Origin of the sequence: Microvirga sp. VF16 (genome assembly GCF_016864375.1) — a bacterium.
In the GTDB taxonomy this organism is placed as follows: Bacteria; Pseudomonadota; Alphaproteobacteria; order Rhizobiales; family Beijerinckiaceae; genus Microvirga.
This window is the reverse complement of record NZ_CP069357.1, coordinates 216200-232508: the sequence shown is the minus strand read 5'-3', so window position 1 is coordinate 232508 and position 16309 is coordinate 216200. Positions and strand designations below refer to the sequence as shown.

General features: G+C 61.0%; 14 protein-coding genes. 6 read left to right on the top strand and 8 right to left on the bottom strand.

All coding sequences use genetic code 11. The features are described from left to right. Nucleotides 1-1825: 1825 nt before the first annotated feature. Nucleotides 1826-2284 (top strand): hypothetical protein, encoded by a 459-nt coding sequence (locus tag JO965_RS40170; RefSeq protein WP_203447325.1) that lies wholly within the window; start codon nucleotides 1826-1828, stop codon nucleotides 2282-2284. A 203-nt stretch (nucleotides 2285-2487) separates the two neighbouring features. On the opposite strand, the gene JO965_RS40165 is transcribed toward JO965_RS40170, so the two are convergent. Beyond that, on the bottom strand, nucleotides 2488-3723 hold the full coding sequence (locus tag JO965_RS40165) for an HlyD family secretion protein (RefSeq protein ID WP_203447324.1): 1236 nt from the start codon (nucleotides 3721-3723) through the stop codon (nucleotides 2488-2490). A gap of 19 nt (nucleotides 3724-3742) precedes the next feature. Next, nucleotides 3743-4249, bottom strand: a complete 507-nt coding sequence (locus JO965_RS40160) for a hypothetical protein (protein ID WP_203447323.1) — start codon at nucleotides 4247-4249, stop codon at nucleotides 3743-3745. Nucleotides 4250-5264: 1015 nt separating this feature from the next. Here JO965_RS40160 and JO965_RS40155 point away from each other — a divergent pair. Beyond that, the gene (locus JO965_RS40155) at nucleotides 5265-6152 is read left to right on the top strand and encodes a hypothetical protein (RefSeq protein ID WP_203447322.1); all 888 of its coding nucleotides are present in this window, start codon (nucleotides 5265-5267) and stop codon (nucleotides 6150-6152) included. Nucleotides 6153-6565: 413 nt separating this feature from the next. On the opposite strand, the gene JO965_RS40150 is transcribed toward JO965_RS40155, so the two are convergent. From JO965_RS40150 to JO965_RS40125, 6 genes are all read right to left on the bottom strand, one after another. Then, nucleotides 6566-6976 carry a response regulator transcription factor gene (locus JO965_RS40150; RefSeq protein ID WP_203447321.1) on the bottom strand — a complete coding sequence of 137 codons (411 nt, stop codon included), beginning with the start codon at nucleotides 6974-6976 and terminating at the stop codon, nucleotides 6566-6568. Continuing rightward, complete coding sequence (locus JO965_RS40145; protein WP_203447320.1) at nucleotides 6969-8387, bottom strand: sensor histidine kinase; 1419 nt, start codon at nucleotides 8385-8387, stop codon at nucleotides 6969-6971. Before JO965_RS40145 ends, JO965_RS40150 begins: the two co-directional genes overlap by 8 nt. A 645-nt stretch (nucleotides 8388-9032) precedes the next feature. Then, nucleotides 9033-9383, bottom strand: a complete 351-nt coding sequence (locus JO965_RS40140) for a multicopper oxidase domain-containing protein (RefSeq protein WP_203447319.1) — start codon at nucleotides 9381-9383, stop codon at nucleotides 9033-9035. A gap of 14 nt (nucleotides 9384-9397) precedes the next feature. Further along, on the bottom strand, nucleotides 9398-9916 hold the full coding sequence (locus tag JO965_RS40135) for a DUF2938 domain-containing protein (RefSeq protein ID WP_203447318.1): 519 nt from the start codon (nucleotides 9914-9916) through the stop codon (nucleotides 9398-9400). Nucleotides 9917-10219: 303 nt separating this feature from the next. Next, nucleotides 10220-10915 (bottom strand): Spy/CpxP family protein refolding chaperone, encoded by a 696-nt coding sequence (locus tag JO965_RS40130; RefSeq protein WP_203447317.1) that lies wholly within the window; start codon nucleotides 10913-10915, stop codon nucleotides 10220-10222. 110 nt (nucleotides 10916-11025) lie between these two features. Further along, entirely contained in the window at nucleotides 11026-11283 is a 258-nt protein-coding gene (locus tag JO965_RS40125) for a hypothetical protein (RefSeq protein WP_203447316.1), read from the bottom strand. A 179-nt stretch (nucleotides 11284-11462) separates the two neighbouring features. On the opposite strand from JO965_RS40125, the gene JO965_RS40120 reads away from it, so the two are divergent. From JO965_RS40120 to JO965_RS40105, 4 genes are all read left to right on the top strand, one after another. Continuing rightward, nucleotides 11463-12182: a response regulator gene (locus JO965_RS40120; RefSeq protein WP_203447315.1), complete on the top strand. Its 720-nt coding sequence runs from the start codon at nucleotides 11463-11465 to the stop codon at nucleotides 12180-12182. Continuing rightward, nucleotides 12179-13591, top strand: coding sequence for an ATP-binding protein (locus JO965_RS40115; protein WP_203447314.1), 1413 nt, complete (start codon nucleotides 12179-12181; stop codon nucleotides 13589-13591). Before JO965_RS40120 ends, JO965_RS40115 begins: the two co-directional genes overlap by 4 nt. 708 nt (nucleotides 13592-14299) lie before the next feature. After that, nucleotides 14300-14881, top strand: coding sequence for a GbsR/MarR family transcriptional regulator (locus JO965_RS40110; RefSeq protein ID WP_203447313.1), 582 nt, complete (start codon nucleotides 14300-14302; stop codon nucleotides 14879-14881). 1 nt (nucleotide 14882) lies between these two features. Further along, nucleotides 14883-16307, top strand: a complete 1425-nt coding sequence (locus tag JO965_RS40105) for a cytochrome ubiquinol oxidase subunit I (protein WP_203447312.1) — start codon at nucleotides 14883-14885, stop codon at nucleotides 16305-16307. The last annotated feature ends 2 nt before the right edge of the window (nucleotides 16308-16309 follow it).

Below are 16309 nucleotides of genomic sequence, written 5' to 3'. Positions count from 1 at the left end.
TCGAGAGAGCGTGGCCCAGCTTTCCGCTTTGATCCGACGCATCATAGATCTGAGAAATTGAGTTCATCTCTACGCTTCCCTCAGAACCGTCCGACCACTCGGTTGGTCTCGTGGTTGAGGTGGAAAGACTCAAATGACCGAAGCGATAATTGCACACGTTACGCTATGGTGTCAGATCTGAATAAAACTAGCTCATGGAATCGCGGGATCTACTGATGATGCCTCTCTTCAAGCACGTGTATCTTCACGAATGTGAGAGCTTAGATGATGACAGCGCGGTCTAGGAGCGTGAGACCGCGCACAATTCGAGGGACCTTACCCGTTTCGTCCAATTACCTAATCATAACTTCACGTCGGGGTTTTCAATCCAGCCCAAGGACGGCATAAAATGTGGGGCGCTCTAGCTTGGTCTCAACAGCTCATTCATGCAGTGGGCCTTCTCTTAGAAAATGCCTTGACAGAACGTTCAACCAACGAATGACAGCGAAGCTACAGACTTCCTCTCAGCACAGAGTTCTGCATCAACGCAATTCGCATAGAGAAGAGAAGATGGTATCGGGCTTAGCAGAGACCGACCTCTTCCGCCGAGGTGGACCATATCTCTTCAACAGCGTGGTTCGACGACTTCAACTGTGGCTTAGAGGGAATTATGCAATCACCTCCCGAGCGAGTCCCCCGCGATTGCATGCCGCGCCTCGGGCAGCAGTCTTTCCAGAAGGCTCTGATTTGGCTGGTGTGCTCGGCCACACATCGGCTTTAGCTCAGGAGCTTTACTTAAGGTCAATTAGGATTGTTGGTGGGAGAAGTGCGTGCCCCATTCAGCTTTGCTAATCCTCGGCGGCTGAAGCCAGCTTGTTTCGGAGCTGGCAGACTGATGCCGTGCACGACATGCGTGGCCTGAGCCGAGATACCGAGCAAAGCACGCCGCCGCTTTCGATCTGCACGCCTACCGCAATTGGACGAACGCAAGAAATTGTCGAACTCCGGGAGGTTCGTCACGATGACCCGTCACGTCCTGTGCTCTCACCCTTCTTCAACACTCATCCTCCTTTCGGCAGTTGCCGTCATGCCATTGCTCGCGAGCGAGACGGCTCATGCTTGCTCGCTCGGCAGTCACGACAGCCCGAGAGTACGGCTGCTCCGTGCCCTGCAACTCAAGGAGCTACATGCCTCCGGCCATGGGGCGAACGTGGCGCAGTTGCAGTTCCGATCCTCCTGTCAGATCCCGATTCAGGTCAGCGAAGCGCACGGGGTTGGGCTCCTATAGCCGCGACCTGCCGCGGGGCGCCGCCGCCCCGACCAGAGAAGCCGTACCACCGCACGGAGAGGACTTTGGAAAGCTCTCTTGGTCGATCGTCAGCGCGACGAGCACGCAAGCGGAAGCCCAAGACGGATCGCATGCTCGCGCTGATCGAAGGCGTACTCGGATTCCAGTAGCTTGGGTCGCTGCAGGGGATGCCGAATCATTCTGGCGCAATTCATCTTATATCCATACGGTCGAGGCCTCCGAGCGTCCCGATAAGGCGTCATCCCATGCGGCACGTCTCAAAGCCTTGATGCCCGGCGCTGGACATCTCGTCCACATACCGAGCCACATTTGGTATCACCTTGGCCGTTGGCGCGAGAGTCTCAACGCCAACGTGCGTGCCGTGGCGGCAGACGAGGCGATGGGCCACGGCGGCGCAAGCTTGCTCTACTCCGAAGGCTACTATGCGCATAACGTCCATTTCGTGATGGTGTCGGCCATGATGGGCGGCGATGGCCACACAGCCGTGGACGGGGTGCAAAAACTTGGGAGCATTATCCTGACCAGACGAAGCGCGAGGTGCCTTGGACACAGCCGATCGCGGCTGCACCTTACTATGCCCAAGCGGTCATCACGACGTCCGAGATCGCCGCCCCGCCCGAGGCTGGTGTTCCGCGAGCCGATGTGTTGGCCATCTCCACCCGCGTAATCGAGGCACGCATGGCACAGCAGGCCGGCGCTTACGCCAGATCAACCGCCCTGTTCGTCGAGGCTGCGAAAATCCAGGACCGCCTGCTCTATAGGGAGTCACCATTCTCGCACTATCCGCGACACCAATCGCTGGGCGCGGCGCTGCTGGCACAGGACATGCCGCAGGAGGCAGAAGCGGCCTTCCGCAGGGCGCTCCAACGCTCGCACAGTAACAGGTGGGCGGAGCTGCTGAGTGCCGCCGAGGCACGCGCGGATGTCGGCAATGACCGAGGAGGCACGCGCACTCCTGAACAAAAACTGGTTCGGCGAGGAAATGCCGGGGCTTGAGCAGCTTTGACGCTGAACATAAGCCATGTACCGTTCTGGGCTGTATTCGCGTTTGTCGAAGTCTCTGTGAGAGGACTCAACAAGGCGGTCATGTCGTCTTGATCGCCGGCAGCAGACGGCCTCCACCTCACCGGAGAACAGCTCCTGCTCGGGGGAGATCAGCTCGACATGGATTTTACCTACAGCATTCGTCCGCAGCCTTTTCAGTGTCCGCCGAGCACGAGAGTTTGGATGGGATACAGCAGCGCCTGGATCCGCAGGAGCATGGCGCTCACGAGCGCCATGGTGTCCACCGCGTGGAGGGCGAAACGTCTGACCGTGCCGATGTCGTTCGAGGCGAGCCGGTCATAGTTGCTGGTGTAGGCATTAACAACGCAGCTGCTGCCGGGTGTTACCCCGTCGAGGCCACCTTCGTATAGGGGCTCAAGATAGACCAGGATGGTCCCTGGCCGCACCACCTGCTGAGGATCAATCAATTGTTCGCCGCTGCGGATCTGGCCGGCAGCGATGAAGTCCTGCGTCCCCGTCACCACCATCGGGATGATTGTCCAGGGCTTCGATGCGCAGGGGGCCTCGGCGACCATGCCAGCCTTCATCACCTGAGCCTCGATTTGCCCAAATCCGGCTTGCAGGCGTCCTCGCCCGGCACCCTCCGGGATCAGAACCCCGGCCGGGCGCATGAGCGGATTGACGACGTCGCCCACCCGCAGCGTGAATTGTTCCACCCGCCCGTCTACACCGGCCCGAACGACGGTCTTCCCGAGGTCCACCTCGGCTTGGGCCGGTTCGGCTTCGGCGCTGGCCTTCTGCGCTGGAAGGAGAGTCGAGATTTGCGTCTCGGCCTGCGCCTTGGCGGCAACGGCGGCGTCAATGCCGCCCTGGCGTCCTTCGACGGCAACCTGGAGTTTCTCGATGTCCCTCGTGGAAACGGCACCTGGGTTGCGGCGGTAGATCTCCTGCTTGGTCTCCAGCTCGTCCATCGCCTGCTGATGGGCGCTTCGGGCCTCCTGGATCTTGCCTTCAGCTGCCGCGACATCGGTCCGCGCCGCCACCAGCTCCGCCTCGACCTCGGCAATCCTGCGGCGGGTGGTCTCCACCGCTGCCTCCTGGCTGGAGCTGTCAAGCCGGAAGATTAGTGCGCCTTGTTTGACCGAACCGCTCAAGCCGTCAACGTAGATTTCGGCAACGCGTCCATTGGTTTCGGGCAGGATCGGGATCGTCCGGAAGAACGTCGTGGCATTCGTGGTCGAGGGGTGATTGTAGAAGATCAGCGTGATCAGCCCGACCGTGAGCATCAGGCAGGCGATGATGTCCCATCGCAGCTCGAACCACACCGAGTAGAGGGTGATCTCCTTGCCGATGCGCTTGCCCTGGACATAGCGGCGGTAGAGATAGTCCGGCAGGATTGTCAACAGGGAGCAGAGAAGAAGCTCAAGCATCGATCAGCTCCCTGTGTTGTCAGCCCTCTGTGTTGATCGGCGAGATCTGGGGTTTAGACCGAGACGGCATCTGGATGGGAGTGATGGTCTTCGGCACAGCGACTGCGCTTTCCCCTGCTGCTTCGTCGTGCGCGACAGCGGGAGCGCTTTCATCCGGAACATCGTTGCCGCCCTGGCCCGGCGGGATACTGGCGATCCTCTCTAGGGACCCGGCAATCCGGCGTAGTGGATTTCCAAAGTCGGGAATGTCGATCAATGCGAGCAGCAGGCCAGCCACCCAGAAGATCTGTATGTGCGTAAAGAGGGCCAGCAAGCCCAGCACTGCCACGATCTCGAACTGCAACTTATGGGACTTGTGTGCCATGCGCTCGGGCAGCGTGTGTAGGCGCAGAAACAGGAGGCCGACCGCTAGTACGGCGAGCACCAGGAACACCGCCATTCCCACCATGAAGGCGTCCGTCTCGCCGGGCGCAGCGATGAAGGGCGGTAGATGAGGAGGGGCCGCCGGGTGGAGTGATGCGGTCATATGGTCTCGTCCGTTGAGTGTAGGCCAGTGTCTGCAAGTACCTGGCCCATTGGTCCCCGGACCGTTGGCGGACGGAGTATGGCCCGTCTCTGCCTCCGCGGCTTGATCATTTGAGCCGTCTGTTTAACAGTTTGGGACTGCCTACAGGATATGAGCAGGAGCATCGTCTGGCTTGGCTGTGAACGTGGGGGTACCTTGCGTTCCTGTCCCCAAGTCGCGGCTGACCAGCGGACCTGATGATTATCATACCTTTGTCGGTTACGAACGGGGATCGATGGATACCCGTCAGGGCATCACAGAATCCTCTAGAGATCCTACGTTGGAGCGCTTCGCGGAAAGGTGAGCGCGGGTGCTGGGGTGGACAGAAAAAGCCCAATGTGAAGGCTCTGCGGGCTACACATAATTTCCATTGAAGCTGATGTGCTCCCAACCGAGCAGTGGGATATGGGCCAGCAGTTCATCTGGCAGGTGTTCGAAGCGATAAGCCACTCTGGTATTCCTCTCATGCCCTGTTGTCAGCTGACATCGTGGAATGAGAATATCGGGCTTACGGCAGCTTTGGACATCAATAATCAGACAAACGGACCGTTTGGTTTCTCACTTTAGATGTCAATTCTAATGCGGTGCGCTCTATGCTGTCGCCAATCCCGCCGCCACAATCCGAGACCAATGTTGGACGGCGGCCGTCTCAAAAGAAATGTACAAAGCCATCCAGTTTCTCAATTCAAATGCATATTCTCAAATGAGATGCTCAACGCTAAGTGTCTGAAAACGTTCACGACGACGTCTCACACCAAAATGTCAACGGACAATTGACCCCAAGCCCGCGCTGGGCGCTTTCCCCGGCCGATCGACGCCGCCTACCGGATTGTGCCCGTGTTTCGCAGCGCCCCTGCCCAGTCGGACGACCCGCTCGAGGCCGCAATCCGCCTGCCCGCGACGACGCCACCGGCGCAAGTGCCGCGCCTCGTGGCGGCCGGACTTGCGCTCTTACCCTATCGGCGCGATCCGGTCTATGCGGCCACCGAGGAGCGCCGCAAGGCGGTCTGGCTTGAGTTCGACCGGCCCCCGGACGACCCCCTCGACCGCTACTGCGCGCGTGCTCGCCTCCGCACCTGATCCGGTGCTGACCGACATCACCGAGGGGCTGCCCGATCCGGGCGACCTGCCCCTGCCCATCGACCCCGAGCCGATCCGCCGCGTGGTGCCCGGACAGGGCGACGACCGCGCCAGGCAGCAGGCCATGCAGCCCCTCCTGCCGACCACCAGCCCGGTCCATTTCCTCCTGCCCCTACCACCCGGAATCGGGCCCGAAGACCCGGCGCTCTTCGGCTTCTTTGCGTATGAGTTCCGCCTGGGGCGTTTCGGGACTTGGAACACGGCGCAGGGCTTCGCCGTGCGAGCACTGCGGGTGGCGGGGCTTCAGCACACGCCGCCGCCGCTCGCCTGTGGGGTCAGCCGCAGCAAGGGTCGCCTGACAGTGAGCGCAGCCTTCGCCGACCCGGTGCGGGACGGCCGCTCCCTGCGCCCCTCGCCGCCCGTGACCGAGCTCTGGGCGCTCCTTTACGCGCAGGTGCACCAAGCCGACGACGCCGACCGGCGCAACATCCTCCTGTCCACCCGCCGGCTTGAGCCGCCCAAGCGCGGGCGCGTTCCCAAGGGCCGCGGCCCGTTGGCGGCGGTCGACCTGGCCCGGACCGGGGCGGACGGCCGCACCGACTGGTCGAGCGCCGAGATCACCACGAGCCTCGAACTCCTGACCCTTGGCCACGCGCCGCTCTCGTGCCTCGTGGTCGAGACGCTGCCTGGCGAGGCGCCTTACTCCGATCCGGTCAGCCGAAACCTTGGCTATGAGCGGTTCCTGCGGACCTCGCCGCTCACCGCTGTACCCGCGATTTGCTAGATGAAGCCGTCCATAGACCTGGCCATCCCGGATGAAGAGAGGGGTGAGAGCGCTGCCCGCCCCCTGCCCGAGCGGACCACACTCGTGGCAAGGACGCCAGGATTGGGCCATCGAACGGCAGGCTTGAAGCTTTTGATCTGGCCACAGCGCCTTGCGAGTGTTGATGGCACCACCTTGATGCCCGATACCAGGTTGGGTGGCGCACCTTTCCCCATCAATGACCGGGGTAGCTCAGGGCCAAGCTCTCCACGCGGAGCATGAGGAAGTATGGGGAGGCTTATACGGCGCGGTGGATAGAGGTTTGTAGCAGAGCAAACAGCGATTGGCGGCCGGGACCGCCTCCATTACACATCTCAGCTTGCCGATTGACCGCCCGACGAAACCTCATGCTGCCTGATCCAGCGTCTCACAGATCACAGCAAGCGCGGCGCGAGGTCAGGCGCAATGAAGGATCCACCGGCCTTCACGCTTGTCACGGCCATAATGAGATCTCGAGCATCGATCCCTTTGAGGATATAGCCCACAGCGCCAGCCTCACGTGCCCGCAACACGTCGTCGTCATCGCCCGAGACCGTCAGCATTACGACACGAGTGGGGATTGGAAGGCCATGGATCGCACGCGCTGCTTCTATTCCATTGCCTGGCATCGATATGTCGAGCAAGATGAGATCGGGTGCATGGACTTTCGCAAGCTCGATCGCTTCCTCCGCCGAGGCGCCCTCCCCGACGATCTCGATCATGGGATCAAGTGCGAGTGCGCGGACAAGTCCAGCCCGTAAGAGCGCGTGATCATCCACCACTACAATACGGGTCTTCTCAACCATCCTGGCTTTCCTCCGCGATAGCAACGGTCATCTCAACTCTGGTTCCCCCGCCTGTCCGCTGGCTCACACAGAAGACGCCGCCCAGACTCTCGACTCTTTCCCTTAAACCGATAAGTCCCAGGCCGAAGTCCAGACCGGCCACGCCGCTGGTGCCCGTTCCTCCATCATCCTGCACGGCTAGGTGTAGAGCAGAGCCATCGAGCGTGCATGTTACCGCCTGACCATTGCCGCCTGCATGGCGGAAGGCATTGTTGAGACCTTCCTGGAGAAACCGGTACGCGCAAATCTTGATCGCATCCGTGGGGGCGCCTGAAATCTCACCGCAATGAACGTCAACTTTCGTGCCAGTCCGCCGCTCGTGGTCGGAGACCACTCGTCCGATGATATCTGGGAGCGGCAAACCCTCTATCTCGGGCAGCATCAGTCCTTTTGACACGGTCCGGATGTCACGAAGAGCCTCCAAGAGCATGGAGCTCAGGGATTCCAGCTCCTTCTCCCGTTCCGCGGGTGCTTGGGCGCGTCTGACATGCTCCACCGATAGAGCTGCCAAACCAATGAACTGTGCAGGACCATCATGTAAGTCCGCACCAATTCTCCGCAAATAATCCTCGGTCAACTCGGCGACCCGGCCAGAGGCACGCCGAGCACGATCCCTGAGGATGCGATTGTGTCGGTTCGTTTGTTCAATTTCTACCAATCGTTCTTGAAGCTGTCGTCTCTGGAGCAGGATAAGCTGATTGCCCCGGTAGACGATACCGAACAGGCCCATCATGATGAGCGCGGTCGCACCTCCGACTACCAGCCAGCTTTTGAGACGCAGCCACCAAAGCTCGTGCTCGAGCGATGCGGTGCTCTCATGGATCTCGGCAACGGCAATGACACGGCCTGAACGATCCTCGCGAAGGGGAATGTAGATTTCAAGATATTTGCCGCTGATATTCCGGATCAGATTTGAACGCTCGAGACCGTCGGCATATTGTGCAGAAACCTTTCCTTCCAGAGCTCTTACAAGTCCTTCAGGCGGAGTAAACCTCTGACCGACCAAACTTGGTGTCGTTGAATAAGCTATGAGTCCACTGGCTTTCCAGATCTCCAAGTACGGGAATCGCTCCTTGAATTGGTCTTCGCCCAAGAGCTGATCCAACTCGGCCGTTTGCTTGGCAGGCAAGACTTCCTCTGTCACCAGGTCTTGAGTCAGCGGCTCTAGAATGCTGTCGAGAAGAAGAGCCGTTGCAGAGGCAGTATTCTCGATCGTTGCCTTCGATACCATCTCGGCGATGAACAAGCCGGCGGTCATCATCGCCACAAGCATAATAGCGCTACCAGTCAGCGCGAACTGGCGGGTCAGGCTCGCAGGAGGCCGACTTAGGCTTCGGTCGCGCATCCTTATCGGCGATACCCACTCTGACATCGTTGTCCCAAATGTGGCCCCAGAAAGCGTGAGGGTACACAGGGGTAAGTTTTCCTGCAATCGACCTAGGTCGGATACTCGTCTGGACGAAAATCCAGACGAGTATCCGACCACGAACCCGAAAGTGCAGAGTAAGATGGGTCAACCTCCATGTAACAGTTTAAGATCTCTGTCTGTCCAATGCTTTAGCACCGTCATGTCGATTAGTCAGAACCGTCTAGTATAGTTGACTATCGACTGCTTGAACTGCGAAATACCCCTGTCGAGTTACTCCTTCCGATTGTGCTAAGCCGTTCGTGAAATGGGCTCGATCCCGGCACTTATCTAAGTTCCTTTGGCGCGTACTCTAAGCTCGAGATTGGCCAATCAGGCAGTATGCCAGAGCGCGTCAGTCAAGTATCGCTGAGGTGCCTGTAAGGGTTAGCGTTTGTGACAATGCCAGGGAAGGAAGCGCAAGGATCTGTAGAGCAACAAGTGAGAGGGTCTTTTCCGAAAGGCTGCGATTGCGCCCGATTAGCGGTAGTGCAATGGGCGCCAAGACAGCCAGCAGCATTATTGCCCTATATTTCCTAATGCTCTCCTCATTGGGCGTTGATGACCGCAACATTCTTGTCGATCCTTCGACGGGCTCTCTGTCGGACAACATCAGCGATCGAGCTCCCCGGGGATGAGCAGGCCATTCCAGTGGATGCTGGTCTCCTCACCGAGAGAGTTCGTGACGGCGATCTCCACGTCGCCGCGGTGGACGCGTAGCGTCGGGCCAAGATAGCTCCCATTGTAGCCAAGCGTCCGGCTCTCCTGCTCTGGGAAGAAAGAGGTGTGGCTGGCTTGCGCCTTGAGCGGGATCGACTGGCTCTGGCTGCGGGCATCGATCAGCTCCGGAATCCGCAATTCCCGCGGCTCGGCAGCCGCCCCACGCCACGCGGATGAGATAGCAAAGGCGGTACCTCCAACCAAAGCGGCACCTGCTAAGAAAGGGCGATGCGTGAGCATCATGGATCGTGCCTTCCTCAGAAGGTGAACTGACCGAAGCCAGCGCTGGCCGCGATCACCAGCGCGGTCACATACATACCGAGGCCGAAGACGGAGTGCCCGAGCAGACTTTTCAGACGGGTCACGTTCGGCTTCGGTGTCCTGGCCCCCGCGATGCCCGAGCCCGTGCCGGGCATCATGATGAAGTACGGAGCGCCGAGAAGAGCCAGCGCCAGGATCATTGGGGGAAGGAGCGTAGGCTGTCGCAGCCATTCGACGCCCCAAAGCCCTACAAGAAGCAACCCATACCCTATGCCGATGACGTAATGCACGATCCAGCCGATCGCGTGCTCTCCTGAAACAGGCGCGGCTCTGCCGATGTTTTCATGAACGAAGTGGCCTCTCGGCATGTGGCTGACCCAACGGCCCACCATCCCCCAGTTGGTCGCCGGCACGTCGAAGACACGCTGCATGAAGGCCGCCCACAGATCCAGAATGACCGTGCCGCCGATACCGATGATCGCTCCCGTTCGGACGATCCCTATTTCCTCAATCATAAATTCATCCACTTGCAAAAAAGGTGTTCCATGGCGCTTCAAATCTCCACCGTTATCGGCGGAAAATCGCGCCCTGTGCTGAAGCAGCCTTCACCGATCAAACCAGATGTACGCGCCATCCGGACCAACTTGGGCGTGCAGGTCCGTGCCATCCTGAGGCCGCCGAGTGCGCCGACGACGAGGTCCGGAGCACCTCAACCATGCTGGCCAGGTTGGCTCTTTAGGGGACGCCCTCGCAGAAGTCGCCGCCGCAACCCAATTGGTGGTTCCAAATCCGGTCAGCGCCCTATCCGGGTCGGAGTGTCAGCGGTTCTCCTGGCTGTCGGCATTGTCGCCATCGTCAAAGCCGGATCCACTGGGCATCATGGAGCCTCCGGAACCCATCACTCCCTGGACCATCATCCCTGGCCCCATCATGCCGCGGCCACCCATGCGGACGAGCACTCGCAGCCGACGCTTCTGACTCTCGTCGAGGGTCGCATAGAGCGGTGACGCCGCGTCCGCGAGCTTGCGCATCGCGTCCGCTCCCTGGCTCATCCGGTCGGCCATCGTGCGGAGCAGGCCGACCGGATCGCCCGCCATCATCCCCCGGGTCTGGCGCATGGCCTGCATATGGCTGAGGTGAAGGGTGGCGAGGTTGCGGATCGCGGTTTCGACGGGAGGCCACAGCTTCTCCTGGTCGGCTGACAGCTTCAGACCGGTATGGATTGCCGCGATGTGAGCGTCGATGAGGGCGCTCGAGTCCTCAGACGAGAACCGGCCCATCATGCCCCGCCCCCCCGTCATTCCTCCGCTCATCATGCCGCCTGGCATGCCATGGCCCATGGGCCTTTCCGTCCGGGGCTGGTCAGGCGCGGTCTGAGGCTGCACCGGGGCAGCGGTCTGGGCCTGCACCGCGGTCGTATCGCCCTGATGGTGCTGCCCGTGGTCGGCGGGCGCCTGGGCCAGAACGGGTCCGGCGAGGGTGATCAGGGTGGCGGCGAGAATGGACGTTCTCATGACAGGCTCTCCTTGTTGGACCCGACCCCTGAGTTCGGGAAAGAATGGGTCCGCTTTCCGTTTCAGATGCGATGTGGCTGATTTGGCCCAAAGCCAAGAGAATGCTCGTGTCAGCTTGGCTTTGCGAGCGACCGGACCAGCAGGACGGTCAAGGTCAGGATGCCCCCGAAGAACAGGATCATCGCAATCGGCCCAAGTGCCATCAGCCACCCCATCTCGGACCACATGGCTGTCATGGGATGCGGTCCCTGGGAACCGGGGGATGTGAAGGAGGGGTTCGGACCGTAAGTGTGTAACATGGTCATTGTCGCGAGGCTGACGAGCAGTGCGACGGTTGCCCCGGTAGCCAGTTTTGCGTTCTTGGTCATGATCTTCTCCACAAGGCAGCGGTGGTCTCCGCTGTTCGCGACCATCTGCCGTGGAGGATGTCACTTAAGTTTTTCGGAGCAGGGCCCTTTTGTGACAAGATGTGTCCGGCGCGCCCTTGGCCAAAGTTCGTTTCAACTTTTCCCGGCAGGGTCGTCGCTCTTCGATTAAGAGCACCGTCATGCAAAGCAGCCCTCATATCCTGATTGTTGACGACCATCGCGAAATCCGCGAACTGGTTTCGCGTGCCCTGGCCACTGAGGGCTTTCGCATCAGTGTTGCCGCCGATGGGCGAGCGATGCGAAAGATCATGGCTGACGCTCGCATCAACCTGATCATCCTCGACCTGATGCTGCCCGGGGAGGACGGGCTCTCGCTCTGCCGCGCATTGCGCGCTGAATCGAGCATCCCGATCATCATGCTGACCGCGAAGGGAGACGAGATCGATCGGGTCGTCGGCCTCGAGCTGGGTGCGGACGACTACATCGCAAAGCCCTTCGGCAGCCGCGAGCTGATCGCCCGGATCAGAGCTGTCCTGCGTCGCACCCGGAATGATGGAACAGCCGACAAGCCTCAGCGCGCCAAGCGCTATTCATTCGACCGTTGGCAGCTCGACACCGGCGCGAGAGAACTCCTGCGCGGGGACGGCGTCACGGTGCCTCTGAGCACGGGCGAGTTCGACCTTTTGATGGCGTTGATCGAGCGCCCCCAGCGCGTACTCAGCCGTGATCAGCTCCTGGATCTGGCCCGGGGACGGGCTGCCGGCTCCTTCGACCGGAGCATCGATACCCAGGTGAGCCGCCTGCGCAAGAAACTGGAAGAGGATCCCAACGAACCGAAGATCATCAAGACGGTGTGGGGCGGCGGCTATATGTTCGCCCCTGAGGTGACCCCTGAATGATGCGCCTGATTCCTCGGAGCCTGTTCGGCCAGACCTTGTTCGTGCTCCTGGCCGGACTCATTGCCTCCCATCTGGTGGGCTCATGGATATACAGCGCCGACCGCGGACAGATCGTGCGTGCGGTCGGTGGCCTTGTGATCGCTCAACGCATCACGAACCTGACGCGGCTGGTGCGAGACGCGCCCAGCGAATGGCGGGCCCGCATCGTCATGGCCTCGAGCGAGGAGACGTTTAACCTGGCGCTGTCGGCGGAGCCGCCCCGGGCAGCACTGACCGACGAGGATGCGCCGGCCGCCGAGGCCTTGAAGCAGCTTCTCATCGAACGGTTGTCCCTGGACGGGGCTGCCGAGCCGCTGGTCTCGGCATCGCAACCTCGAGGCATGATGTTCGGCATGGCTCAGCGGATGATGGACCGGAACCCAATGATGCACGGGTTGGGCGGCTTGGGACCGTTCGCGGGATTTCGCGAGTTGCAGGTCGCCATTCCGTTGCAGGATGGACAGTGGCTCACCTTTGCAACGGTCCTGCCAGAAAGCGGCGCCGCCTTCTCGCTGCGCTTCCTTGTGTCGATGGGGATCATGGCGGTGATCACCATTCTGGTGGCGATCTGGGTCGTGCGCCGGGTCACGGCGCCGCTGACGGCCCTGTCGAAGGCCGCTCGCAGGCTCGGTGAGGACTTGAATGCTCCGCCGATGCCGGAGGTCGGAACAGTCGAGACCCGGCAGGCCGCGCGGGCCTTCAACGCCATGCAGTCGCGTGTGCGCGGGATGATCGACGATCGCACGAAGATGCTGGCTGCCATCTCTCATGATTTCCGCACGCCGCTGACGCTCTTGAGGCTACGGGCGGAGAATGTCGAAGATCCAGTCGAACGTGAGAAGATGCTGTCGACCATAGCGGATCTGGACTCTATGGTCGCCGCGACGCTCGAATTCGCGAGTGGCAGTGCGAGGCAGGCACCACGTCGGCCCACCGATCTCACCGCCCTGGTCACAAGTATCACGGACGATCTTGCCGATGGCGGCCTCCCGGTGAGCATGGATGCCGCTCAACCCGTCATCTACGCATGCGATCCAGCGACGCTCAAACGGGCACTGACCAACTTGATCGACAATGCGGTGAAATATGGTGGCAGCGCGACGGTTGCGATCCACGAGACGCCGAGAGGGATCGAAATCACCATTGATGACACAGGTCCCGGAATTCCTGAGGAGGAACTCACGCACGTTTTCGAGCCGCTCTATCGAATTGAGAGTTCGCGAAGTCGGGAAACTGGAGGAATAGGATTGGGCCTTGCGATTGCCCTGTCCATCATTCGTGCCCACGCGGGTCGAGTTATTCTGTCGAACCGGCCGGAAGGGGGGCTTCGCGCTTTAGTCGCATTTCCGAGGAGTAAGCCTTGCCAATGATATCGTGATCGGGAACTGGACTCTGTTGCAAAGAATGTCGGAAGGTACAGAAGAGGTTCGAGTTGGCTGGTTCAGATCGCGTCGACGCCAAATGCCTATTTGATGAGATGCACTTCTCCCATGACGCTGCCTTCGTATTGCCAGTGGGCCGTCTGCTCATGGGGGAGGATAAGGGTTTGTGGGGCACCCGCGATGAAGCGGCTTCAGGAGATCCGCCCATCGCAACACGTAGTCCGCCCATCAAAGAGGGGCTGCCCTCAAGGGGTTGCATAGCTGACCCCACCCAACCTCATGCTCTCCGTTGGCCAGGAGTCCTCAGGGCTCTCGCGGCGCTTGCTGCGGAGCTCATTTGCTGGCACTCCCGCGCTGGCCGCTTTGGCCGCCGCCACCCGTGCCCTGCCCAGCTTGGCTGCCCCGATGACCTGTCCACTCTGTCCGCGCTTGGCACGCCCTGTCACAAGCCCGGATGTAGGTGCGCATAGTGCTGCTATCTGTTAGAAAACCGGCATTTGCATTCCGCGCAATTACCTGCTCACGTCGACGTCCGGTGCTGACGGCTCTAGACGATCGTTGAAGCCGACACGGCTCTCGGGCCTGATGAACCCTCGCAGGTACCTCATGTCATTCTTCCAGCACGATTGACGCGTGCCTTGACGTCGGTCGATTTCCGCCCGATATTTCAGAAAATTCTGAAATTTCGGAATCATCATGAACCTGCCGCCACTCGTCCAGACCTTCGTGCTGCATTTCGGCGAGATGGGCTCCCGCTGGGGCATCAACCGCACCGTCGGCCAGATCTACGCCCTGCTGTACCTCTCCAAGGAGCCGCTGAACGCTGAGGACATCGTCGAGCGGCTCGGCGTCTCCCGCTCCAATGTGAGCATGGGCCTCAAGGAGTTGCAGGCGTGGAACCTGGTCCGGCTCCAGCACAAGCCCGGTGACCGGCGCGACTACTTCGCCACTCCGGATGACATCTGGCAGATCGTTCGAACGCTCGTCGAGGAACGCAAAAAGCGGGAGATCGACCCGACCATGACGCTCTTGCGCGAAGTACTCATGCAAGAGCCCGCCAGCGTTGAGGAGCGCCATGCGCAGGAACGCATGCGCGAGATGCACGATCTCTTCGAGCTGCTGACAGGCTGGTACGCCGACGTGCAACGCCTCGACACCGAGCGCCTTATCCAGCTCCTGACGCTGGGCTCGAAGGTGCAGAAGATCCTGGAGATGAAGGATCGCCTCTTCGTCGTGCCGGGATCGAAGAAGCGCCGTAACGACGCCAAGGACCAGTAGGATGTTTGACCAGTTCGAAGCGCTTCTCCTGGCGCGGTTCCAGTTTGCCTTCACGGTCTCGTTCCACTTCATCTTCCCGTCGTTCTCGATCGGGCTCGCGAGCTATCTCGCCGTGCTCGAGGGGCTGTGGCTGTGGACCGGGCGTGAGGTCTACCTCAACCTGTTCAAGTACTGGCTCAAGATCTTCGCCCTGGCGTTTGCCATGGGCGTGGTCTCCGGCATTGTCATGTCGTACCAGTTCGGCACCAACTGGGCGGTGTTCTCCGACAAGGCCGGACCGGTCATCGGTCCGCTGATGGCCTATGAGGTCATGACCGCGTTCTTCCTCGAGGCGGGATTCCTCGGCATCATGCTGTTCGGCATGGGCCGGGTCGGGCGGCGGCTGCACTTCGCCGCGACCCTTGCGGTCGCCATCGGCACGTTTATCTCCGCCTTCTGGATCCTGTCCGCCAATAGCTGGATGCAGACCCCGGTCGGCTACGGCATCAACGAGGCCGGGCAGTTCGTGCCCCAGGACTGGTGGGTCATCATCTTCAACCCGTCCTTCCCGTATCGCCTGGTGCATACGGTGTTCGCCGCCTACCTCACCACGGCCCTGGTCGTCGGCGGTGTCGGCGCCTGGCATCTCCTGCGCGAGCGCACCAACAAGGGCGCCCGGGTGATGTTCTCGATGGCGATGGGCATGATCGCCGTCGTCGCCCCGCTCCAGATCTTCGCCGGCGATATGCACGGCCTCAACACGCTGGAGCACCAACCCGCCAAGGTCATGGCGATGGAGGGTCACTTCACAAGCCATCCGGACGGCGCTCCCCTCATCCTGTTCGGCATCCCCGATCAGGAGGCCGGCACGGTGCGTAACGCCATCGAAATCCCGAAAGCCTCCTCGCTCATTCTCAAGCACGACCTGAATGCCCCGCTGAAAGGGCTCGACACCTTCGACCGTGCGAACTGGCCCTACGTGCCCGTGGTGTTCTGGTCCTTCCGCGTCATGGTGGGGCTCGGCTTCGCGATGCTGGGTCTTGGGATGCTCAGCCTGTGGGCGCGTTTCCGCGGCAGGCTTTACGACTGGCGCCCGCTGCACTGGCTGGCGCTGGCTATGGGTCCGGCGGGCTTCGTGGCCGTCATCGCAGGCTGGGTCACGACGGAGGTCGGGCGGCAGCCCTTCACGGTCTACGGCCTGCTCAAGACCGCGGCCTCGGCCTCGCCGCTCGAAGCCCCGGCTGTCGCCGCGTCGCTGCTGACCTTCATCGTGGTCTACTTCATCGTGTTCGGGGCCGGCACCGGGTACATCCTCAAGCTCATGGGCAAGGCCCCGCATCCGGGCGAGACCGGACCCGAGGAAGGCCCCGACCATCCCATCCGCACCGCCGGCATCACCCCGGCGCCGGCCGTCGATCCGGCCCGCACCCTCGGCGCGGAGGCCTGAAC

Bases quoted from the DNA above. Each gene is read 5' to 3' on its own strand.
- JO965_RS40130 (WP_203447317.1), bottom strand. From the start codon at position 10,915: ATGAGAACGTCCATTCTCGCCGCCACCCTGATCACCCTCGCCGGACCC.
- JO965_RS40125 (WP_203447316.1), bottom strand. From the start codon at position 11,283: ATGACCAAGAACGCAAAACTGGCTACCGGGGCAACCGTCGCACTGCTC.
- JO965_RS40165 (WP_203447324.1), bottom strand. From the start codon at position 3,723: ATGCTTGAGCTTCTTCTCTGCTCCCTGTTGACAATCCTGCCGGACTAT.
- JO965_RS40135 (WP_203447318.1), bottom strand. From the start codon at position 9,916: ATGATTGAGGAAATAGGGATCGTCCGAACGGGAGCGATCATCGGTATC.
- JO965_RS40145 (WP_203447320.1), bottom strand. From the start codon at position 8,387: ATGTCAGAGTGGGTATCGCCGATAAGGATGCGCGACCGAAGCCTAAGT.
- JO965_RS40120 (WP_203447315.1), top strand. From the start codon at position 11,463: ATGCAAAGCAGCCCTCATATCCTGATTGTTGACGACCATCGCGAAATC.
- JO965_RS40150 (WP_203447321.1), bottom strand. From the start codon at position 6,976: ATGGTTGAGAAGACCCGTATTGTAGTGGTGGATGATCACGCGCTCTTA.
- JO965_RS40105 (WP_203447312.1), top strand. From the start codon at position 14,883: ATGTTTGACCAGTTCGAAGCGCTTCTCCTGGCGCGGTTCCAGTTTGCC.
- JO965_RS40140 (WP_203447319.1), bottom strand. From the start codon at position 9,383: ATGATGCTCACGCATCGCCCTTTCTTAGCAGGTGCCGCTTTGGTTGGA.
- JO965_RS40160 (WP_203447323.1), bottom strand. From the start codon at position 4,249: ATGACCGCATCACTCCACCCGGCGGCCCCTCCTCATCTACCGCCCTTC.
- JO965_RS40110 (WP_203447313.1), top strand. From the start codon at position 14,300: ATGAACCTGCCGCCACTCGTCCAGACCTTCGTGCTGCATTTCGGCGAG.
- JO965_RS40155 (WP_203447322.1), top strand. From the start codon at position 5,265: ATGCGGCCACCGAGGAGCGCCGCAAGGCGGTCTGGCTTGAGTTCGACC.
- JO965_RS40115 (WP_203447314.1), top strand. From the start codon at position 12,179: ATGATGCGCCTGATTCCTCGGAGCCTGTTCGGCCAGACCTTGTTCGTG.